Annotated in this window: 17 protein-coding genes, 1 tRNA gene and 1 pseudogene; 14 read left to right on the top strand and 5 right to left on the bottom strand. The window is 53.9% G+C overall.

The annotated features are described in order from the left end of the window. Nucleotides 1-14: 14 nt before the first annotated feature. The 8 genes from ybgF to C7476_RS19670 all read left to right on the top strand — a co-directional run bounded on the left by ybgF (nt 15) and on the right by C7476_RS19670 (nt 10,526). A complete protein-coding gene (gene ybgF / locus C7476_RS19635; RefSeq protein WP_114431572.1) occupies nt 15-1,022 on the top strand; it encodes a tol-pal system protein YbgF in 1,008 nt (335 codons plus the stop codon). Next, nucleotides 997-2,376, top strand: a complete 1,380-nt coding sequence (gene tilS / locus C7476_RS19640; protein ID WP_114431573.1) for a tRNA lysidine(34) synthetase TilS — start codon at nt 997-999, stop codon at nt 2,374-2,376. The genes ybgF and tilS overlap by 26 nt, the downstream gene beginning before the upstream one ends. Nucleotides 2,377-2,472: 96 nt before the next feature. Continuing rightward, nucleotides 2,473-4,404: an ATP-dependent zinc metalloprotease FtsH gene (gene ftsH, locus C7476_RS19645; protein ID WP_114431678.1), complete on the top strand. Its 1,932-nt coding sequence runs from the start codon at nt 2,473-2,475 to the stop codon at nt 4,402-4,404. 206 nt (nt 4,405-4,610) lie between these two features. Next, nucleotides 4,611-5,954 (top strand): phosphoglucosamine mutase, encoded by a 1,344-nt coding sequence (glmM, locus tag C7476_RS19650; protein WP_114431574.1) that lies wholly within the window; start codon nt 4,611-4,613, stop codon nt 5,952-5,954. A 209-nt stretch (nt 5,955-6,163) separates the two neighbouring features. Beyond that, nucleotides 6,164-6,946 carry an outer membrane protein gene (locus C7476_RS19655; RefSeq protein WP_114431575.1) on the top strand — a complete coding sequence of 261 codons (783 nt, stop codon included), beginning with the start codon at nt 6,164-6,166 and terminating at the stop codon, nt 6,944-6,946. 206 nt (nt 6,947-7,152) lie between these two features. After that, nucleotides 7,153-8,328, top strand: coding sequence for a phosphoserine transaminase (locus C7476_RS19660; RefSeq protein WP_114431576.1), 1,176 nt, complete (start codon nt 7,153-7,155; stop codon nt 8,326-8,328). Nucleotides 8,329-8,412: 84 nt separating this feature from the next. Then, complete coding sequence (gene serA / locus C7476_RS19665; protein WP_114431679.1) at nt 8,413-10,008, top strand: phosphoglycerate dehydrogenase; 1,596 nt, start codon at nt 8,413-8,415, stop codon at nt 10,006-10,008. Nucleotides 10,009-10,013: 5 nt separating this feature from the next. Next, the gene (locus tag C7476_RS19670; RefSeq protein WP_114431577.1) at nt 10,014-10,526 is read left to right on the top strand and encodes a GNAT family N-acetyltransferase; all 513 of its coding nucleotides are present in this window, start codon (nt 10,014-10,016) and stop codon (nt 10,524-10,526) included. Here C7476_RS19670 and C7476_RS19675 read toward each other — a convergent pair. Beyond that, nucleotides 10,504-11,415, bottom strand: a pseudogene (locus tag C7476_RS19675) (DMT family transporter). The gene C7476_RS19670 and the pseudogene C7476_RS19675 overlap by 23 nt on opposite strands. A gap of 263 nt (nt 11,416-11,678) precedes the next feature. On the opposite strand from C7476_RS19675, the gene C7476_RS19680 reads away from it, so the two are divergent. After that, the gene (locus C7476_RS19680) at nt 11,679-12,971 is read left to right on the top strand and encodes an adenylosuccinate synthase (RefSeq protein WP_114431578.1); all 1,293 of its coding nucleotides are present in this window, start codon (nt 11,679-11,681) and stop codon (nt 12,969-12,971) included. Between the two features lie 55 nt (nt 12,972-13,026). Beyond that, entirely contained in the window at nt 13,027-14,592 is a 1,566-nt protein-coding gene (locus tag C7476_RS19685) for a transcriptional regulator (protein ID WP_114431579.1), read from the top strand. A gap of 51 nt (nt 14,593-14,643) precedes the next feature. Here C7476_RS19685 and rpoH read toward each other — a convergent pair whose 3' ends face one another. Together rpoH and C7476_RS19695 are read right to left on the bottom strand one after the other, a co-directional pair. After that, the gene (gene rpoH, locus C7476_RS19690) at nt 14,644-15,555 is read right to left on the bottom strand and encodes an RNA polymerase sigma factor RpoH (protein ID WP_112523703.1); all 912 of its coding nucleotides are present in this window, start codon (nt 15,553-15,555) and stop codon (nt 14,644-14,646) included. A gap of 239 nt (nt 15,556-15,794) precedes the next feature. Then, nucleotides 15,795-16,847 (bottom strand): RluA family pseudouridine synthase, encoded by a 1,053-nt coding sequence (locus C7476_RS19695; RefSeq protein WP_181872527.1) that lies wholly within the window; start codon nt 16,845-16,847, stop codon nt 15,795-15,797. A gap of 5 nt (nt 16,848-16,852) precedes the next feature. Between C7476_RS19695 and C7476_RS19700 the strand changes: the two genes are divergently transcribed. The 3 genes from C7476_RS19700 (at nt 16,853) to C7476_RS19710 (ending at nt 18,253) form a co-directional block, all read left to right on the top strand. Next, entirely contained in the window at nt 16,853-17,251 is a 399-nt protein-coding gene (locus C7476_RS19700; RefSeq protein ID WP_114431580.1) for a fimbrial protein, read from the top strand. An 89-nt stretch (nt 17,252-17,340) separates the two neighbouring features. Then, nucleotides 17,341-17,415 (top strand) — tRNA-Glu (locus tag C7476_RS19705). Between the two features lie 175 nt (nt 17,416-17,590). Continuing rightward, a complete protein-coding gene (locus tag C7476_RS19710) occupies nt 17,591-18,253 on the top strand; it encodes a membrane-anchored protein (RefSeq protein WP_245426427.1) in 663 nt (220 codons plus the stop codon). A 65-nt stretch (nt 18,254-18,318) separates the two neighbouring features. Here the strand turns inward: C7476_RS19710 and C7476_RS19715 are convergent, their stop codons facing one another. Continuing rightward, entirely contained in the window at nt 18,319-19,020 is a 702-nt protein-coding gene (locus tag C7476_RS19715; protein WP_114431582.1) for a glycosyltransferase, read from the bottom strand. Between the two features lie 390 nt (nt 19,021-19,410). Here C7476_RS19715 and C7476_RS19720 point away from each other — a divergent pair, with 390 nt between their 5' ends. Further along, nucleotides 19,411-20,316 carry a glycosyltransferase family 2 protein gene (locus C7476_RS19720; RefSeq protein WP_281032734.1) on the top strand — a complete coding sequence of 302 codons (906 nt, stop codon included), beginning with the start codon at nt 19,411-19,413 and terminating at the stop codon, nt 20,314-20,316. Between the two features lie 3 nt (nt 20,317-20,319). Here C7476_RS19720 and C7476_RS19725 read toward each other — a convergent pair whose 3' ends face one another. Beyond that, the gene (locus C7476_RS19725) at nt 20,320-21,522 is read right to left on the bottom strand and encodes an alpha-hydroxy acid oxidase (protein WP_114431584.1); all 1,203 of its coding nucleotides are present in this window, start codon (nt 21,520-21,522) and stop codon (nt 20,320-20,322) included. Between the last annotated feature and the right edge of the window lie 154 nt (nt 21,523-21,676).

Here is a 21,676-nt window from a genome sequence, read left to right on the forward strand (position 1 = left end):
GGGCGGTAAAAGGAATGAATAAACGACTGAAGAGAATGGTGCTGGCAATGACGGTGCTGCCATTTCTGGCGACCGGCGTGGGCCATGCTTCAAGCGTTGAGGATGGTTTCCCCTCGCTGACGCCAAAGGCAACCATTATGACGAACGATGCGCCCGTGCTGATGGCGCAGGCAGGGGATCCGCGTGTCAGCCAGCTGGAGGAACAGATCAGGCAGCTTACCGGCAAGATCGAGGAACTGAACTTCCAGATTCTGCAAATGCAGGAACAAATGCGGAAGGTACAGGAGGACAATGAATTCCGGTTCCAGGAACTGGAAAAGGGCAAGCGCTCAGATGCTGGCGGCAAAAGCGACCGCAGCGTTGCCTCTGTAACGCCCTCGCGGAAAACCGGGGAGGCATCGACCGATGCCTCCACCAACTCAACGGCGCCCACAATAAACTCGTTGCCCGATACCACTGATTCCGCTGCTATTGACCCACAAACCGATGCTTCCGGCTCACCACAGCTCGGCGAGCCGCCACGTCCCCTTGGACAAATCGAGTTTGATGCCAATGGCAACGTAATTGGTGGTTCCAGAAACGATGCCCCGGCTGGTCCGTCTTCAGATAACACGACGGTCGCAGCGCTGCCGGATACCGATGATCCGAAGGTGCTTTACAGCCAGGCCTATCAACTGTTCCTGTCTGGCGACTACAAAAGTGCCGAGGCGGCGTTTCGCAGCCACGTGGATCGTTTTCCGAAAGACCCTGCGGATCCTGATGCGCGATATTGGCTCGGTGAATCGCTTTACAGTCAAGGGCGTTTCCAGGAAGCCGCCTCAGTCTTCCTCGATAATCACAAGCAATTTCCCGACGCCAAGAAAAGCCCCGAAAATCTTCTGAAGCTTGGCATGACTCTGGCAAAAATGCAGGACCATGAGGTTGCCTGTGCGACGTTTGCCTCGGTCAATTCTCGCTATCCAAATATTTCTGCAGCGATCAAAGAGCGCGTGAAGAATGAACGTGCCGCCAACAAATGCTGAGCCGGATATTAATCCTGCCAGCGGTTTCGATGCGATTGATTTCAAGGAGCTGAGATCTGTCGTCGTTGCTGTGTCAGGTGGCAGTGACTCGCTGGCTTTGTTGCACCTTCTGATCAGCTATCGCGCGACACAAAGCACCTTTCCAGAAATCATTGCCGTTACGATTGACCATGGACTTCGACCTGAATCTGCTGATGAAGCGCATTTTGTCGCAGGGCTCTGCAAGACAGCTGGGATTGCGCATCGGATCCTGAACTGGGACGGACCCAAACCGGATACTGGCTTGTCGGCCAAGGCGCGCGAAGTCCGCTACAAACTCCTGTGCCGTGCAGCGCGCGATGCAGATACTGATATGGTTCTTGCTGGTCATACGCTTGACGATCAGATCGAGACCTTTGTCATGCGCTCTGCACGAACGGGTAAACGAGGGAGCGAACGGGGACTGGCAGGCATGGCATTGGCGACTTTACTTGATCGCGAGGTCTGGCTCCTGCGACCTTTACTCGACGTCTCACGGGAAAAGTTGCGCGACTATCTCCGCGCCAGAGGGATTACCTGGCGAAACGACCCCTCCAATGACAATCCAAAGTACGAGCGCGTTCGAATTCGCAAGGCGCTGCGACTTATGGATAATCGGGGAATTGCCGGTGAGGTCGTGGTAAAAGCAAGCAAAAGACGCGCGCTGAACGATAAGGTTGCGCGGGTTTTACCGGATTGTGTGACTATTTACGATGGCATCCGTGCTGAAGTCAGTCGGGCAGATTTGGGTTTGCAAGAACAGGACGTCCAGCAACTTGTCGTTGCCATTCTGATGGCAACGATGGGCGGGCAATCATATCTCCCACCAGTAGAAAATTGCGACGGGGTCCTGGAGCATATTCATTCGAAACGTTCGTCCGGACGCATCACAATGAACCGATGTGTTATTCAACTCAGGAAAGACAAGGTGCTCATCTACCGGGAAATGCGCTCTTTGCCGAGCATCGTACTCGATCCGGGCAGAAGTGTTGTCTGGGATGGGCGGTATCAGATCAGCAATCATACCAACAAACCAATGACCATCACCGCGACTGGCGATAAGGGGCTGGGGTTTCTGGGTGGCGTCCACAATGCCGATTTTCATCGGCCGTCGGCTTTGTCGAGTCCGGCTGTGGTCGTCGTTGGCGAAATAGCCGGCATTCCGGCCATCGGCGATCACATGAAAGTGCCCAATGGAATTTCTGTGACACGGTACCTTGCGCTGTTCGATCATATCCTTTCAGGCTATGATGAAATCCTCGCTCAATCCGTTGCAGAAACCTTTCAACTACAGGGGTACAAGCGATCTCCTGTAAACCAGATTAATAAGAATTGACGTGAGTTTGAACGCCAGCCTTGGCAATGGCATGCTTCGAACCTATGTTACGTATAAATTCCGCGTCCTTGCGGTTATGTTTTGATGGGACCCGATATGAATCCTAACTACAGGAACTTCGCGCTGTGGGCGATTATCGCCTTGCTTCTAATTGCGTTGTTCAACCTTTTCCAAAGTCCAAGCTCTCGTTCGGCGTCGAGCGATGTACCTTATTCGCAGTTCATCAACGACGTGAACAGCGGCCGAGTAAAATCGGTGACGATCGCGGGCAACCGGATCACGGGTACCTATTCCGACAATGGCGCAAGCTTCCAGACTTACTCACCCGGGGATGCTGGTCTTGTGGGCCGCCTCGAAAGCAAGAGTGTTCAGATTGCCGCGCGTCCTGAATCCGATGGTTCGACATCGCTCGTTGGCATGCTGATTTCCTGGCTGCCGATGATCCTCATTCTCGGTGTGTGGATATTCTTCATGCGTCAGATGCAAGGGGGTTCACGCGGCGCCATGGGCTTTGGCAAGTCCAAAGCCAAGCTTCTCACCGAGGCGCATGGACGTGTGACGTTCCAGGACGTGGCTGGTGTTGATGAAGCCAAGGAAGATCTTGAGGAAATTGTCGAGTTCCTGCGCGATGCACAGAAATTCCAGCGACTCGGCGGACGTATCCCACGCGGAGTGCTGTTGGTTGGCCCTCCCGGTACCGGTAAGACGCTGCTCGCTCGTGCTATCGCTGGCGAAGCAAATGTGCCTTTTTTCACCATCTCCGGTTCGGACTTCGTCGAAATGTTCGTTGGTGTCGGCGCATCGCGCGTCCGCGACATGTTTGAACAGGCGAAGAAGAATGCACCATGCATCATCTTCATCGATGAAATCGACGCGGTTGGCCGTCATCGTGGCGCTGGCCTTGGCGGTGGCAACGATGAACGCGAACAGACCCTCAACCAGTTGCTGGTGGAGATGGATGGTTTTGAAGCCAACGAGGGCGTGATCCTCATTGCTGCAACCAACCGGCCGGACGTGCTTGATCCTGCGCTATTGCGTCCGGGCCGCTTCGATCGTCAGGTCGTCGTACCAAACCCAGATGTTACGGGCCGCGAAAAAATCCTAAAGGTGCATGCACGCAATGTACCCTTGGCACCGAATGTCGATCTGAAGGTTCTGGCTCGTGGTACCCCCGGATTTTCCGGCGCCGACCTCATGAATCTTGTCAACGAGGCTGCCTTGATGGCGGCGCGCCGAAACAAGCGCCTTGTCACCATGCTCGAATTTGAAGACGCCAAAGACAAGATCATGATGGGTGCAGAGCGTCGCTCGACCGCCATGACCCAGGCGGAAAAGGAACTGACTGCCTATCATGAAGCGGGCCACGCCATTGTCGCGCTCAATGTCGAGGTGGCCGATCCGTTGCACAAGGCGACCATCATTCCGCGCGGCCGTGCCCTCGGCATGGTTATGCAATTGCCTGAAGGCGATCGCTACTCGATGAGCTACAAGTGGATGATTTCCCGGCTGGCTATCATGATGGGTGGCCGCATTGCCGAAGAGCTGAAGTTCGGTAAGGAAAACATCACCTCAGGTGCTTCATCCGACATCGAACAGGCGACCAAGCTGGCGCGCGCCATGGTTACGCGATGGGGCTTCTCGGACAAGCTTGGCCAAGTTGCCTATGGCGAGAACCAGGAAGAAGTCTTCCTCGGGCACTCCGTTGCGCGCACGCAGAATGTTTCGGAAGAGACGGCACAACTGATCGACGCGGAAGTGCGTAAACTGATCGATGATGCCTATACTCATGCCCGCACGATCTTGACCAAGAAGAAGAAGGAATGGATCGCCATCGCGGAAGGGCTGCTTGAATACGAGACGCTTACTGGCGAAGAGATCAAGGCATTGATGGCCGGCAACAAGCCTGCTCGTGATCTCGGCGATGATACACCGCCGTCACGCGGTTCAGCTGTCCCTAAGGCTGGTGCCAAGAAGCCACGCAAGGGCGATGAACCGGACAAGGGTTTGGAGCCGCAGCCAACGTCCTGAATGGGGTAATCCAACTTATACAAACGGCCGGTGAAAACCGGCCGTTTGTACGAATTGTTCATTCATTTGCGTCAAGTATAATTCCCACACAAATTGTGAGATGCGAAATCGATGGTCTTCTGCAATAAGCGGAGATCGAGCACGAGCAAACGAGGGCTACTCTTGGCCATATGATAAGGCCAGAGCCCCAAGCATTGGACAATCAAATGGTTCGCAAATATTTTGGGACAGATGGTATTCGCGGGCAGGCAAACGCCTATCCGATGACGCCAGATATCGCAATGAAGGTGGGTATGGCTGTAGGCCTTGCATTCAAGCGCGGCCAACATCGCAATCGCGTCGTGATCGGAAAGGATACACGGCTTTCCGGTTATATGATCGAGACGGCACTGGTGGCCGGGTTCACCTCGACAGGCATGGATGTATTTCTCCTCGGCCCGATTCCGACGCCGGCTGTCGCCATGCTCTGCAGATCCTTGCGCGCCGATATTGGTGTGATGATTTCAGCATCGCATAATCCTTACCATGATAATGGTATCAAACTGTTTGGTCCGGATGGTTTCAAGCTCTCCGACGAGATCGAGCTCGAAATTGAGCGATTGATGGAAGAGAATTTGACAGATCGGCTGTCCAGTTTCGATGCGCTCGGCCGGGCGAAGCGTGTTGACGGCGATATCTATCGCTATATCGAATTCGCCAAGCGGACGATGCCAAAGAACATCTCGCTGGCGGGGTTGCGGATTGTTGTCGATTGCGCCAACGGAGCGGCATACAAGGTTGCACCCGCAGCATTGTGGGAGCTTGGCGCCGACGTGGTTACGATCAATAACGAGCCCAATGGTACGAACATCAACGAGGATTGCGGCTCAACTCATCCACTAGGCTTGATCAAGAAAGTGCATGAAGTCAGAGCCGATATCGGCATCGCGCTCGATGGTGACGCCGACCGCGTGCTGATCGTGGATGAGAACGGCGCCATCATCGACGGCGACCAGCTCATGGCGGTCATTGCTCAATCTTGGCAAGAGTCGAGCCGCCTGGTCGGCGGCGGTGTCGTTGCGACAATCATGTCCAATCTCGGCTTTGAGCGCTTCCTGGTCGATCGTGGGTTGACGCTGGCACGCACGCAGGTTGGTGACCGATATGTAGTTGAGCACATGCGCAGCCATGGTTTCAATATTGGCGGCGAGCAGTCCGGCCACATTGTGCTGTCGGATTTTTCCACAACCGGCGATGGCCTGGTGTCGGCCCTGCAGATCCTTGCGGTGGTCCAGGAACAGAACAGGCCGGTGAGCGAGGTCTGCCGCAAGTTCGTTCCTGTGCCGCAGCTGTTGAAAAACGTTCGTACGACTGGTGGTAAACCGTTGGAGAACAAAAAGGTCAAAAGCGCCATTGATGAGGCCCGGGATCGACTGGGGCAAGCAGGCCGTCTTGTAATCCGGCCATCTGGAACGGAACCTTTGATACGCGTCATGGCAGAAGGCGACGACCGCAAACTTGTCGAGACTGTCGTCAACGATATTATTTCGGTGATTTCTTCGGCCGCATAGAACAACACTACTACGTATTAATGCAAATGGGCCCTTGGGCCCGTTTTGTATTTTGCCAGCAAACAGCGTCGTTTCCGATTCATTAACGTTAATGGATATGGTGAAGAAACACGGTTAAGCGAGATTTAACTTTTCCCCCTCATATTGGTTTCTAACACCTTAGTAGCATTCGCTGCACTTCAATCATTGGGCTTCGTGAGGGAAACGAAATGAGCACTTTCACCAAACATGCTGTCATGGGTGCAGCGCTTCTGTGCCTGGGTGCTGTCCCGGCATATTCGGCCGACATACAGGATCCGCAGGTAGTGGAAGTCCAGCAGTTTGGCGGATGGTATTTGCGCGGCGACATCGGCATGAGCAACCAGCAATTCGATGGATTGGATTATGTGGGCTTTGCGGATCCTGCTGTTCACGGCTGGCACGATGAGGGAGATTTCGACGCCGGCATAACCGGTCAGATTGGTGTTGGATATCAGTTTAACGATTGGTTTCGCGCAGACGTCACAGGCCAGTATCGTGGCAAGACCGAGTTCAGCGCTCTGGATTTTTATGATACGGATGGAATTCCGGACAATGGCGATGAGGCAACGAACGAATACCACGCGAAGAAGTCAGAATGGTTGTTTTTGGCCAACGCCTATACCGATCTTGGTACTTACGCCGGCCTCACGCCTTACGTCGGTGCAGGTATTGGTGCATCGCGAAATACAATATCAAATTTTACCGATAACAACGCAATTACAGGGGGCGGCGGGTTTGCAGGTTCTGACTCCCAGTGGGAATTTGCATGGGCGCTGCATGCCGGTGTGGGCATTAAGGCGACTGACCGCATGACAATCGATCTCGGTTACAGCTACCTGGATCTTGGAGACGGCCAGACAGCTAATGCATCCAACTTCATCCCCTCGCAAACGCGGCCCAACCCGGAACCGTTCAAATTCAAGGACATTACGTCGCATGACTTCAAGGTTGGCGTGCGCTACGCATTCTGATTGATTTTCCAATGGAAATTCGAGCGGCAGGAGGTTTCTCCTGCCGTCGTCGTTTTGTATTTTCTTTATGCCTCTCCTATGCTCCGGACAATTTTGATGTCGCGCACAAACATATTTCTTGACTGCCAACGACATTTCTCCTAGTTCCCGGAGTGGGCCACCTCTCCCCAACGAGAGGCGAGCTATCTGTAAGGATAGGAGAAAACATGACGACGCTATCAAAGCCGGCGCAGCGCCCGGCTAATCCTAATTTTTCATCAGGTCCATGTGCAAAACGCCCCGGATGGTCGCTCGACGCGCTTTCCGGCGCCTCGCTTGGTCGCTCGCATCGCGCCAAGGTCGGCAAGATCAAGCTGAAACAGGCGATCGATCTCACTCGCGAAATTCTAGAGGTTCCCGCCGATTATCGCATCGGTATCGTGCCGGCCTCCGATACGGGCGCTGTCGAAATGGCACTCTGGTCGCTGCTCGGCGAGCGCGGCGTCGATATGGTCGCGTGGGAGAGCTTCGGCTCCGGCTGGATAACGGATGTTGTCAAGCAGCTTAAACTTGGCGACGCCCGCACCATCGAAGCAGGCTACGGCGAGTTACCTGATCTTTCCAAAGTCGATTTCGACCGGGACGTTGTCTTCACATGGAACGGCACGACTTCCGGCGTCCGGGTACCGAATGGCGATTTCATTCCCGCTGACCGCAAAGGGCTCACCATCTGCGATGCGACGTCCGCGGCCTTTGCGCAGCGACTGGATTTTGATAAACTCGACGTTGTAACGTTCTCCTGGCAAAAAGTGCTCGGTGGCGAAGGTGCGCATGGCATGTTGATCCTTAGCCCCCGCGCGGTTGAACGGCTTCTCACTTACAAGCCGGCGTGGCCCTTGCCCAAGATCTTCCGGCTCACCTCGGGCGGCAAGGTGATCGAAGGCATCTTCGCTGGCGAGACAATCAATACGCCCTCGATGCTATGCGTTGAAGATTACCTCGATGCATTGGCCTGGGCGAAGTCCATCGGGGGGCTTGATGGTCTAGTTGGCCGTGCAGACCAAAATTTTGCTGTTCTAGATGCTTTTGTCGAGCGGACGCCATGGATTGCCAATCTCGCGAGGGTTCCGGCAACGCGATCCAACACCTCTGTCTGCCTGACGATCGTCGACCCGGATATTATCGCTCTTGATGCAGAAGCCCAGGCGAATTTCGCCAAGAACCTTGTGGCGGTGCTGGAGAAAGAGGGCGTCGCCTATGACATTGGCGCCTATCGCGATGCGCCGTCGGGCCTGCGCATCTGGGCGGGTGCCACTGTCGAGGCAGCTGACCTTGAAGCTTTGACGCTTTGGCTCGACTGGGCTTTCCGGTCGCAAAAAGCTGCTCTGAAACAGGCGGCCTGAATTCGGCCAAATGCTGCAGCACCGCGGCCGTCGTCGATCGCATTATTCCGATTCAACGCTACTCATTGAAAGATGGAGGCCATGATGGCACCACGTGTACTCGTATCCGATAAACTCTCCCCTACAGCGGTCCAGATATTCAAGGACCGCGGTGTCGAAGTCGACTATCTTCCAGACCTCGGTCCGGATAAGGAAAAAATGCTCGAAGTGATCGGCCAGTACGATGGTCTTGCCATCCGCTCTGCGACCAAGGTTACCGAAAAGTTGATTGCTGCTGCAAAGAATCTGAAGGTTGTCGGGCGCGCAGGTATTGGCGTTGACAATGTCGATATTCCAGCCGCCTCACGGCGCGGCATTATCGTAATGAATACACCCTTCGGTAACTCTATAACGACGGCCGAGCATGCCGTTGCCTTGATGTTTGCGGTCGCGCGCGAATTGCCCGAGGCCGATGCGTCCACGCGCGCAGGCAAATGGGAGAAGAACCGCTTTATGGGTATCGAGATCACGGGCAAGACGCTTGGGATCGTCGGCTGTGGTAATATCGGGTCCATCGTCGCCGCACGTGGTGTCGGCCTCAAAATGCATGTGATTGCCTTCGATCCCTTCCTTTCGGAAGGGCGAGCTGAAGAGCTGGGCGTCGAGAAAGTCGAACTCGATGAGCTGCTGGCGCGCGCCGATTTCATAACCTTGCATACGCCGATGACCGACAAGACACGTGGCATCATCAATGCAGAGAATATCGCAAAGATGAAGGATGGCGTGCGTATCATCAATTGCGCCCGCGGCGGCCTCATCATCGAGAAGGACCTCATTGCCGCATTGAAGTCCGGCAAGGTGGCCGGCGCTGGCATTGATGTATTCGAGGTGGAACCTGCTACCGAGAATGAATTGTTCCATCTTCCCAACGTTGTCTGCACGCCGCATCTTGGTGCTTCTACCAGTGAAGCACAAGAAAATGTCGCGCTGCAGGTGGCCGAGCAGATGTCGGACTATTTGATCAAGGGTGCTGTCTCGAATGCGATCAATATGCCATCCATCACTGCAGAGGAGGCACCGCGATTGCGGCCATTCGTCAAGCTTGCAGAGGTGCTCGGAGCATTTGTTGGCCAGGTCACTGAAGATCCCATCCAGGAAGTGGAGGTTCTGTTCGATGGCTCAACGGCTGCAATGAATACGCGTGCACTGGTAAGCGCCGCTCTGGCCGGCCTTATCCGTCCTCAGGTGGCCGATGTAAACATGGTCTCGGCGCCGGTCATGGTGAAGGAGCGTGGTATCGTTCTTTCCGAGGTAAGGCGCGATAAATCCGGCGTATTTGATGGTTATATAAAGCTCACCGTGAAGACTGCATCGTTGACGCGGTCAATTGCCGGCACCTGTTTCTCGGATGGCAAGCCACGTTTCATCCAGATCAAGGGTATCAATCTCGATGCCGAAGTCGGTCCGCATATGCTCTACACAACCAATAATGATACGCCGGGAATGATTGGCTTGCTCGGTACTATCTGCGGCAACAACAATGTCAATATCGCGAACTTCTCGCTGGGTCGTGACAATCCCGGTGGAAACGCAATCGCCATGCTCTATCTTGACGAACGGATTCCGGACCATGTTCTGGAAGAATTGCGCATTAACAAGGCGATCGTTTCTGCCAAGCCGTTGGAATTCGACATCGGTTGACCATTATGAAGTCCGTCGAAAATGCACCGTGCTGGCGTTTGATGGAAGCAAGCGATCTTGCTTCTGTCGGCGCGGTTGCGGCTGAGGTTCATCCCCATTTTCCGGAAGATGACGCGGTTTTTTTCAATCGTTTTTCATTGCACGGGCAAGGTACATATGTTTTTGAGAACGGGGCAACCACTCTTGGTTATGCGATCACTCACCCGTGGAAAAGCTTTGACATTCCGCCTCTGAATACGGTGCTCGTGGCTTTGCCGGATTGGCCAGACAATTATTATATCCACGATGTAGCGTTGGTGAATGCGGCGCGCGGCAGTGGCGCTGCAAGTGAAATCGTACGAACGGTGATCGACCACGCCAGACAGCTCGGCTGCCAAACGATCTCGCTCGTTGCAGTCAATGGATCATCGATTTTCTGGCATAGACACGGATTTGAGACGGTTGATCGATCGGAACTAGTTGAAAAGCTTGCAACCTATTCTAATGACGCCTGTTTCATGCTGCGCCAGCTCCGCTAGTACCGGCATGTTTGCGGCCGCTGAGTTCGGCAATCCAGATTCCGCCCAGCACGAGGACCAGCGCTACGCCGTGATAGATTTGGAAGTCCTCGCCCAGCAATGCAACTGCGAGCAATGTTCCAAAAATCGGAACTGCATTGATAAACAAGCCAGCGCGGTTCGCACCGATATATTCGACGCCTTTGATGAAAAGTACCTGTGCCGCGAGCGAAGGAAAAATGGCGGTATAAAGGACAACCATTGTTCCTGTGGGGTCGGGCGGGGTCATCGTCCCATTCTGCCATTCCCAAATCGTGAACGGAACGGCCGTAACAAACGCAAAAAAGGTCATTACCGTCATGAGGCTTTGCCAATTGATGTTTGGTCTAAAGCGTAGCGCGACGGTGTAGCCGCTATAGAGGAGTACCGCGAGAAGCATCAGCGCGTCGCCAGAACTGACGTCGAGGCTAGCCAAACGTGCGAAACTTCAATGGCCCGCTGTCAAGGCGACTCCAACAAGTGAAAGGCTAAACCCAAAAATCTGTCCTGGTTGTACACGTGTGCCAAACAACATTAAATTTGCCACGAAAATTACCATTGGTATGCCGGCTTGCTCGATCGTGACATTGATAGCCGAGGTGTAATTTAGTGCGCTGTAGAGAGCCATGTTGAAAAATGTGAAGCCGAAAGCGCCTAGTGCGGCTAACATGGGTAGATTTGGTCGCAACTGTTCCCAGTCCCGCCGAACCTGCTTCAAGCTGAAAGCGCTAATAAAAAGGAAGGCAAGCAGCCAACGCAACAACGTCAGGAGCATTGGAGAAATGTGACCAACAGCGAATTTGCCTGCAACAGCATTGCCGCCCCACAACAGGGCAGTCGTCAAAAGAAAAACGTAAGCCGTGCGGTTCATAGCTCTGTCGCCTACAATTGATCATCCCGCATAAATCACCGAGACGACAGGTTTAATCGCGCGATAAAGCCAAATTGGCCGGTTGGCAATCGAAAGAATTGTCGCGCTTTTATGAACCAGCCTGTATAGAAGCACCGCATTTAGCGCATAACCCCAAAACCAGAATCGGTTTTTGAAAGGGTTGTACGCCATTAAAGTGTTGTTGCTGCATCCGAGAGGTAGTCGAGCATAAGCACTACGAGATTATGATTGAGGAGTTTTGGATGGCAAATGTTGTTGTGATCGGTTCCCAGTGGGGTGATGAGGGCAAGGGTAAGATTGTCGATTGGCTTTCAGAACGTGCTGATGTCATTGTTCGCTTTCAGGGCGGTCACAATGCAGGTCACACGCTGGTGGTTGATGGCGTTACCTACAAATTGTCTCTTTTGCCATCGGGCGTCGTGCGCCAGGGCAAGCTTTCAATTATCGGCAATGGCGTTGTATTCGATCCACACGCATTCATTGCTGAAAAGAAGAAACTCGAAGCGCAGGGCGTTGTTATTACGCCCGAAACGCTGAAGATTGCCGAAAACACGACGCTAATTCTTTCAATTCACGGCGAGCTCGATCGCAGACGCGAAGCTTCCAATTCGGGTACGAAGATCGGAACGACAGGCCGCGGCATCGGACCGGCCTATGAAGACAAGGTGGGCCGCCGCGCAATCCACGTCCTCGATCTTGCTGATCCGGACACGCTGCCTGCCAAGATCGAACGTTTGCTTGCGCATCACAATCCCCTAAGACGCGGTCTCGGCATAGAGGAAGTCGACGGCGCGAGATTGCTTGCTGAACTCAATGAAGCTGCCCCACATATCTTGCCGTTCATGGACAGGGTTTGGTATGTGCTCGACCAGAAGAAACGAGCCGGTGAACGTATTCTCTTTGAAGGCGCGCAGGGGACCCTCCTTGATATCGACCACGGCACCTACCCATTCGTGACCTCATCGAACACGGTTGCGGGACAGGCATCGGCCGGATCAGGAATTGGCCCAGGATCATTGCACTATGTTCTTGGTATCACCAAGGCCTATACCACGCGCGTTGGCGAGGGTCCTTTCCCGACGGAACAACAGAATGAAGTCGGACAATTTCTTGGCGAACGCGGCCACGAATTTGGGACCGTTACGGGGCGCAAGCGCCGCTGCGGTTGGTTCGATGCTGTTCTGGTCCGCCAAGCGGTTGCCAACAACGGCATCAGCGGTATCGCTTTGACTAAGCTTGACGTGCTGGATGGGCTTGATGAGATCAAGGTCTGTACCGGGTACGAGCTCGATGGTGAAGTAATTGACTATCTTCCGGCGGGTCAAGGCCAGCAGGCGAGGGTGACGCCGATCTACGAGACTCTGGAGGGTTGGAAAGGGACCACGGCGGGTGCCCGCAGCTGGAGCGAACTTCCGGCGCAGGCGGTAAAGTACGTGCGTTATGTGGAAGAGTTGATCGGTGCGCCGATCGCGCTTCTGTCCACCAGCCCCGAACGCGACGATACGATACTTGTTACCGATCCGTTTCATGATTAGAGTCAGGAGCACGTCCTGGGAGATAATCTTACAACAAAACCATGGGTTTGGGTGAATGGCAGATTTCGTTGCGGTATTGAGAAAGACAATTGACGGGCTGGCGGACCCAACGCCGGCGCTACGGCAACGTGTATATGCGAAAGCTCGGGCAACGATTGAGCAGAAGCTTGTAACACTGAATGCGCCGGAGGCCGTGGCCACACGTCAGATAAAGGCACTTGAAGACGCCATTGTCGAGGTCGAGTCCGATTTTGCACCTGCAGTTGAGGATATCATACCCGAACCCGCTCCGGTTTCGCCGCCTCCACCCATTCCAACACCAGTATCAGTACCGGCATCCGCACCTTCGGCGCCCGCTGCTTCGACCAAATCTGCGGCGCCTTCCTTTGCCAAGGTCGAGACTCAGCCGGATGCACTAGAAGACTTTCTGTCAAGCCACGATGCGGGCGGGTCAACACGTGACAAGAAAGACAATCATGATGGCTTTACCTTAACCGGGCCTGTGGATTCAGGACGCGGTCCTGAGGAACGGGATGACGATCTGAGCACAGCCACCGAGGATCGCTCTTCAGGTGATTATGGTGTCTATACGCGGGGCCCCCTTAAACGGCCATCGCAACGACGTTCGTTGGTGCCTCTGCTTGGTATAGCAGCCTTGCTACTGATCATTGCTGGCGCCGGTTATGCGGGCTGGAACTATCGCGACCGAATTGCTCAGGAGGCGACTGCCTTAAAAACCTACCTGGCCAACCTGACTAACAGGGACACGCCGCCAGCCAAGACCGCGACGAACGAGCCAACGACTCCAGCATCGCCCGCCAAGCCGGCTCAGACCACGCCTGGCCCATCACCCAAGCCCGAGACCGCGGAGTCAAAGGCTGAACCAAAGCTTACTCAACGTCTCCTCCCGGACGGTCAGGAGATTAATCCTGGCCCTGCGAATGACACTCCTTCACTGGGAGAGGGCACTTCTGTGGCCGCGTCGACGCCGGATCAGCCGGCACAGCCGCCTCAAGCGCAAGGTCAGCAGCAAGCCGCTGGCCAAACACAGCCACCTGCGGCTCTGCCTATCGGCCAGAAAGCCTTCTTCTATGAAGAGCGCTCCGGGCAGGATGCAGGAACTGCCGATGCTGGCGGTGTAGTCTGGTCCGTTGTTCAAGAATCGCCCGGTAATGACCTTCCACCCGAGCCTGCCATCAAGGCCGATGTAACTATTCCCGACCGGGGCATTAATTTGCGCATGATCATACGGCGCAATGGGGATAAGTCACTTCCGGCCAGCCATCTGGTCGAGATGATCTTTACTGTGCCGGAGGGCTTTCCAGGGGGATCGATAGATAACGTCTCACGCATGACCTTCAAGGACACTGAGCAAGCTCCAGGAAGCCCGCTTGTCGCCATTCCGGCCAAGATCGCCGATAATTTTTTCATCATTGCCATGAACGACGCAAAGACAGCTGTCGACACCAACATGTCACTGATACGGCGCCAATCGTGGATCGACATACCCATCGCTTATAAGACGGGTAGGCGGGCCCTGATTACACTTGAGAAGGGTTTGCCTGGTGAGAAAGCGTTTGATGAGGTTTTAAAGTCCTGGGCCGCGAAAGCGGGAGGCTAAGCAGACGCAAAAAGGCCGCATCAGCGGCCTTTTTCAATCCAGCAAACTGGTTCAACGCGCGTCGGAACCCGTCGAAACCAGTGCCTTTTGCTGTCTGACAGCTGCTGCCTTAACGGCGTCCTGCACTTTTTCAAATGCGCGAACTTCGATCTGGCGAACGCGTTCGCGGCTGATGCCGAACTCCGTTGAAAGATCCTCCAGGGTTACAGGATCATCGGCAAGGCGCCGTGCCTGAAAGATGCGACGTTCGCGGTCATTGAGTGACGACATCGCCCCCGTGAGCATCTCACGGCGATTTTCCAGCTCGTCCTGTTCAATCAGCATCGTTTCCGCGCTATCATGGTCATCGACAAGCCAATCCTGCCAATCGCCGCCGGCTTCACCATCGGATGAACGAATTGGCGCATTTAACGACGCGTCGCCAGACAGGCGGCGGTTCATCGAAACAACCTCTTCTTCAGAAACACTGAGACGAGTCGCAATCTCCTTGACCTGTTCAGGATTGAGATCGCCATCGTCGAGTGCTTGAATCTTGCTCTTCACCTTACGAAGGTTAAAGAAAAGACGCTTCTGGTTTGCAGTCGTGCCCATTTTGACCAGGCTCCACGAACGCAAGACATACTCCTGGATCGAAGCCTTGATCCACCACATTGCATATGTGGCAAGACGGAAGCCGCGTTCCGGTTCGAAGCGTTTTACGGCCTGCATCAGACCAACGTTTCCTTCGGATATAACTTCGCCGATCGGCAGGCCATAGCCGCGATAACCCATTGCAATTTTGGCAACTAGACGCAGATGGCTTGTGACAAGCTTATGCGCGGCTTTCGGATCGGCATGTTCAAGATACCGCTTGGCGAGCATGTACTCTTCCTGCGGTTCGAGCATCGGAAAGCGACGAATTTCTTCTAGGTAACGGGTCAATCCACCGTCACCACCTAAGATACTTGGAAGATTTTGGGCCACTGAGCACCCCTCCTCATTTTGGAATAGACCCCCATTATCGGCAGGTCCGCATTAACCGCCCACCCAATAGCTTGGCGCGGACAGGATTAGCGCTATCAATATATAGGTATCATTTTGTCAAAAACACGGTGCATTAAGCAGCGAAACAATCCGTCACACAAATGTGAACAATACGGTCAGGTTTTGCTCATTGTTAACGAACTCCGGACGTCACTAAAGGTTCCGTCATTCGAACTATATCATGCTCTTTCCTGAAAAGCCTTGATCAATTCGGCCATATCTTCCGGTACTGGTGCTTCAAACCGCAGGAGCTCGCCGGTCGATGGGTGCTCGAAAGCAAGAAGCCTTGCATGCAGTGCCTGCCGAGTGAAACCCTTGACGATGCTTTGCAAGGGTTCGTCGAGCTTGTTAGCTTTGGTCTTGTAAGCACTGCCATACTCCAGATCGCCCACCAGAGGTTGGCCTAAATGAGCCATATGGACACGGATCTGATGGGTTCTTCCTGTCTCCAGACGGCACTCCACGAGTGATGCAAGGGCGGTTGCGTCCTCCTTGGCGGCATATCGCTCCTTAACCTCGAAATGCGTAACCGCGTGACGGGCGTCCTCGCGTTCCTCATGGACAACAGCTTGCTTGGTGCGATCTCGATGTGATCTGCCAAGAGGAGCATCGATGGTGCCAGTTGTTCGATCAGGTGTTCCCCATACGATGGCAAGATACGCGCGCTCCAGATCATTCGTGCGCCCATGATCAGCGAACTGAGCGCTGAGATGACGATGAGCGAGATCGTTCTTGGCGACGACCATGATGCCGCTGGTTTCCTTGTCGAGACGATGTACGATTCCCGGCCGTCTGACACCGCCGATGCCAGACAGGGTATCGCCGCAATGATAGATCAATGCATTGACCAAGGTACCGGTCCAATTGCCATTTCCGGGATGGACCACAAGGCCGGCAGGTTTGTTGATAACGATCAGGTCGGCGTCCTCGTAGAGGATGTGGAGTGCGATATCTTCACCCTTGGGCGTTGCATCTTCGGGTTCGGGGATCTCGATCGTAACGCGAAGACCCTCGCGCAGCTTGTGTTTGGTCTCGCGGATTGGTTTGCCGTCAATACTTACCTGGCCCCCGCTGATGAGCGATTGGATGCGATTGCGCGAAAGATCTGGCGTCAGCTGCGCCGAAAGCCAGGCGTCCAGTCTCTTGCCGCTTGAATCAGTATCGGTAATTAGCTCTTTCAAAACCTCGGTCCCTTCGTTACAGGAGGCTTGGTTTGAAACCTCGGAGAACATTATATATGGCCAACATCAACCCGGACATCGATAGGGACGAACAGCCCCTTGATCCGGCAATGGAACGGGTCCGGCGCAAGATGATCCGGCTATTGGCTGTTTCCATCGGTATCATGGTGATCGGTCTTATGGCGGTGCTGGCGGCCATTGTCTACAAGATTAGCCAGCCGGTTCCTGAAGTGGTTACGGCGGTTCGTTCCGAGGTTCCTGGACAACCACTCGGTGCGGCGCTGACCGGCGAGGCTATAACGCTCGATCCAGGGACGCGGATACTTTCCCACAATCTCACGAACAATACGCTTTCTTTGGAAACGAGGTTGGCCGACGGAACCCGGCAAATCCTTCTCTATGATATTGCAACCAAACGCGTGGTGGCACGAATTTCGGAAGCCGCTGGCAATTGATAGGGCGAGGGGTTAGTTGGAAGCTGGTGAGAAATCATTATTGCACTTTGCCGTACGCTTGATTATACCCCCTCATAGCTACCTGCGACGCGCCCATCGTCTAGCGGTCAGGACGGCGCCCTCTCACGGCGCAAACAGGGGTTCGATTCCCCTTGGGCGTACCAGTATATCCGCATATCATAACCTTTATGCGCGAGGATGTTCAAACCGCATTGCGAAAGGCCGCGCTTTATGAGGTTGCCTCGGTTTGAAATCCTGACCAAGATCCGGCGGTCTGTAATTTACAGGATTTTGCGACCCCGTGCCCCCACGCATCCGGTTGAATTTAGGGGACCAGTCGTGGTCGTAGGGTCGGCACCCGTTTCGACGGTCCCCGCCGGCTTCGGCTCACAGTTTCATGTGATCACGGTCAATGGTTCGCAAAGCATTTTGGACAAGTGGGGAGTTGACGTCCCCGACGCGACCTTCATGCAGTTCAATCAGGTTGAGGGGCAAACGACCAACGCGCTGCACGTTCGTAAGGTGCTTGACGGAAAACGTACACGGCTCCTTTACGTCGTACGCTGGCCTAAAAGCTTGGACCTGCTTCAACAAGGGCTCGCGGCGTTCAACTATTCTTATGACCACGTAAAGGTGATCAACCGCTTCAAGCGCATGGCAATGTATGAGGCTGTCATGGGAGACCTCAATGTCGAAATCGACGATAATATGAAGTTCTCAAATGGGCTTACAGCAGTCTTTTATGCCATTCTGAGCGGCGCCAAGGTTGTGATTATCAGTGGGATCAATCCTGATTCGTCAGGACATGTTTACAACGACGCTAATCTGAAACGTTTGCACGCTGGTACCGACAAGCAGATACTACAGGTACTCATCGATCGAGGATATTCGCTCTACACGGCTGATCACGACGTGGCCAAAAACTCCGGCCTTCCCTTATGGACAGATGAAGCTCTCAGCAAATTCAATGCGATGAATGCGGACGCATCGTTTCGCGCTTAGCGGTATAAACCGCGTGTCGTTAAAGGCAGCGCGGTTTATTATTGCAAATCCGGACTATCGGAGATTCAGATAGTTTTCCAATTCGGATCGACAGCGCTGGCGGCCGCGCGCCACTCGTCGGCGTAGTCCACATTCTGCCAATCCTTGAACCAAGGTCCGCCATTGGTGAAGTGGACGGCGTTTGGATAACCGTGCACCGGCTTTTCGTTCCAGCCTTCCAGCCAGTTCCATTCAACCGGAACCTCGCCAATTTCGTCGTCTTGCGCCCATTGCATCCGGTGCAGATACGCACCGCTCTCCCGATTGATAAGTTCCGGGGCGAGTTGGCGTGTTGAGGGGTGATCACAATTGAACAGCATGAACGATGACCAATTTTTGCGCGGATAGCTGGTCTGGACCTTGCCGTCCATCTTCGTGCCTTCCTTCGGCGTATAGTCGTGCTTGACGCAGACGACCGCTTTCGTTTCATCTCGGTATTCGAGCAGTTTTGCCACATCACCGAAAAACAGGAAGTCGCAATCGCAGAAGAGTGCCCAACCCTTATAGCCAGCGAGCCAAGGCGTGAAGAAGCGTGAATAGGTGAACTCGGTCGAGGCGAGAGGGTCGATATCACGCGTATATGCGCCTTTTTCCACAAGTTCTTCCAACTTGATCGGAATTACGCGAACAGGAATGGTCGCATGTTTCAATACAGTGCTCTTGGCGACCTCATAGGCGATCGGTTCGCGTGAGTCCCATCCCACGTAGATATCAAGTTCATTCTGCATAATGCCTCGCTTTATATTCTGAGAGTCAGGGTAGGGTTTTAAACCAAATGCGGAAAAGAAAAACCCCTCATTGCCGCCAAATTGCGGCGCGCATTCCGGCTTTCACGTCAACAATGCTGGCTGCCGGCACTCATCGAGTCACACTTGACCTTCCACACGCGCAAGTTTAATCGGTCGGCTTTCTGGGGTCACACCCACCAAAGAACCGATTCTCGTTCAAGGCGGACCCACCTGTTGAAACGGCATCAAACTTTCTTGTTTCCAAGACTGGAAATCCCCTTCCCATACCGTCCTGGCAGTCCAGCCGCTTTCCCGAGCAGTCGAAGCCAGTCCTTGCTCACGCGTTGGCGCAATTTCAATGTAAAGAAGCGTCACGATCCGGTTGAATTATTGTCTCTAAGAAAAGGTGACGTCCGGCCTCTTGGGCCGAACGATATACCGCTCATCTTTCTGACGCATAACAGCATTCAGTTTCTGCCGTCGTTCCTTGCGCACTATCGAAAATTGGGAATAACGCGATTCTTGTGTGTGGATGACCAATCGACGGATGGTACTCGAGAAAAACTGCTCGACGAACATGATGTCGATCTCTTCGGTTCGAATATCCGGTATCGCCAGGCAAACGGCGGCAATCTTTGGCGTGAGGCTCTGGTCCGGATTTATGGAACCAAGCGCTGGTACATGAATGTCGATTGCGACGAGTATTTTATTTATGACGAGTGCGAGACGAGAAAGCTGCCAGAGCTGATTGCGGGATTGCAAGCAAAGGGAGTGCTGCACTGCCCGGCACCGATGATCGATTGTTATCCATCAGCCTCACTCAAGTCGGCGGTCTTCGACGGCTCCTTGGACGTCATGCCTTGGGAGATTGCCAACACCTTTGATCGGCAAGGGTATCGGCTGTTCCGCACCAACTCGGCCATGTCGATGATGGGAGGGCCAAGAGATAGGTTGTTGAACTCTCCCGAGTACTATGATGAATTGATGAAATATCCGCTGCTCTATGTTGAACACGATATCGCATTTACCATCAGCATCCATAAGCCGTGGCCATTCCACCGCAACTTTTCTCCCATCCATGGCTCACTTCTGCATTTCAAATTCTTTAGTGAAACGGAAGAATTCGTCAAGAAGGCGATAGAGGGCGGGCAGTATTTCAAGGGTTCTCGTGCCTACAAGACGATGCTTGAGGCAATCACGGCCGGAAGGCTGGACAACCTTACTTCGGATGTCTCTGTAAAGTTCGAAAACTCGAAGCAGCTGTCCGGTCTTGGCTTCTTCAAGAGCGTGTTTTAGGTTTCACGCGTCGGCTGTGCGGGCGCGCTTCTTCTTCACTTCGGCCATTCGGGGTTTTGTTTCGAGCCCGCTCTTGTAGAGGTTGTTTCGGTCAAGAACGTTGATGTCGCGCTCGCCGCATAGGGCCATGGTAATATCGAGCTCCTTGCGGATGATCTCCAATACCTCGGTGACGCCTTTTTTTCCGCCGGCACCCAGGCCGTAAAGAAAGGCTCGACCGATATATGTACCTTTGGCTCCGATGGCGAGCGCCTTCAACACGTCCTGGCCAGATCTAATACCACCGTCGAAGTGCACTTCGATCTTGTCGCCAACGGCGTCGACGATATCTGCAAGTACTGAAATGGACGAGGGTGCACCGTCAAGCTGGCGGCCTCCATGATTGGATACGATAATCGCATCCGCACCAGTCGCCGCCGCCATCTTTGCATCTTCGACATCAAGAATGCCTTTGATGATAAGTTTGCCGCCCCACCGTTCCTTTATCCAGGTGACATCGTTCCAGGAGAGACGTGGATCGAACTGTTCGGTTGTCCAGACTGACAGGGACGACAAATCGCCCACGCCTTTGGCGTGACCGACGATATTGCCGAATGTACGGCGCTTGGTCCTGAGCATCTCCATACACCATTGTGGACGAGTGGCCATTTGCCAGATGTGTTTCGGTGTAAACTTCGGGGGGGCAGAAAGACCGTTACGCAAATCCTTGTGGCGCTGGCCCAAAATCTGCAGATCAAGCGTCAGAACCAAAGCCGAGCACTTGGCAGCTTTGGCACGGTCGATCAAATTATAGATAAAATCGCGGTCGCGCATCACATAAAGCTGGAACCAGAAAGGCTTGGTTGTCGCCGATGCAACATCCTCGATTGAACAGATACTCATTGTTGAGAGCGTGAACGGAACGCCGAATTCTTCGGCCGCCTGCGCCGCCAGCATCTCGCCATTTGCATGCTGCATACCCGTCAAGCCGGTTGGTGCAAGAGCGACAGGCATGGAAACTTTCTGGCCGATCATCGTGCTTTCGAGGGTACGGTCGGTCATGTCGACCGCAACACGCTGGCGCAATTGGATCTTGCGGAAATCCTCTTCGTTTGCGCGATAAGTGCTCTCCGTCCATGCACCAGAATCGGCGTAGTCGAAGAACATTTTCGGGACGCGCCGCTTGGCTAGTTCTTTCAGATCGGCAATTTCAACTGTCTTTTTCATGTTCCGCCCTGCAGCAATGGTGCGATGGTTTTCACACCAATGTATCCAAAAAGGCAAGCGCCAACTCAACAAATGACTGCAGATAAAGACTTGCTTCATATGCAAATAGTTTGTCTTTGCCCCTCGAGTGCAGCTATTGTTCTAACTCAGTCTG

It is taken from the genome of Phyllobacterium bourgognense, from assembly GCF_003337575.1.
GTDB lineage: Bacteria > Pseudomonadota > Alphaproteobacteria > Rhizobiales > Rhizobiaceae > Phyllobacterium > Phyllobacterium bourgognense.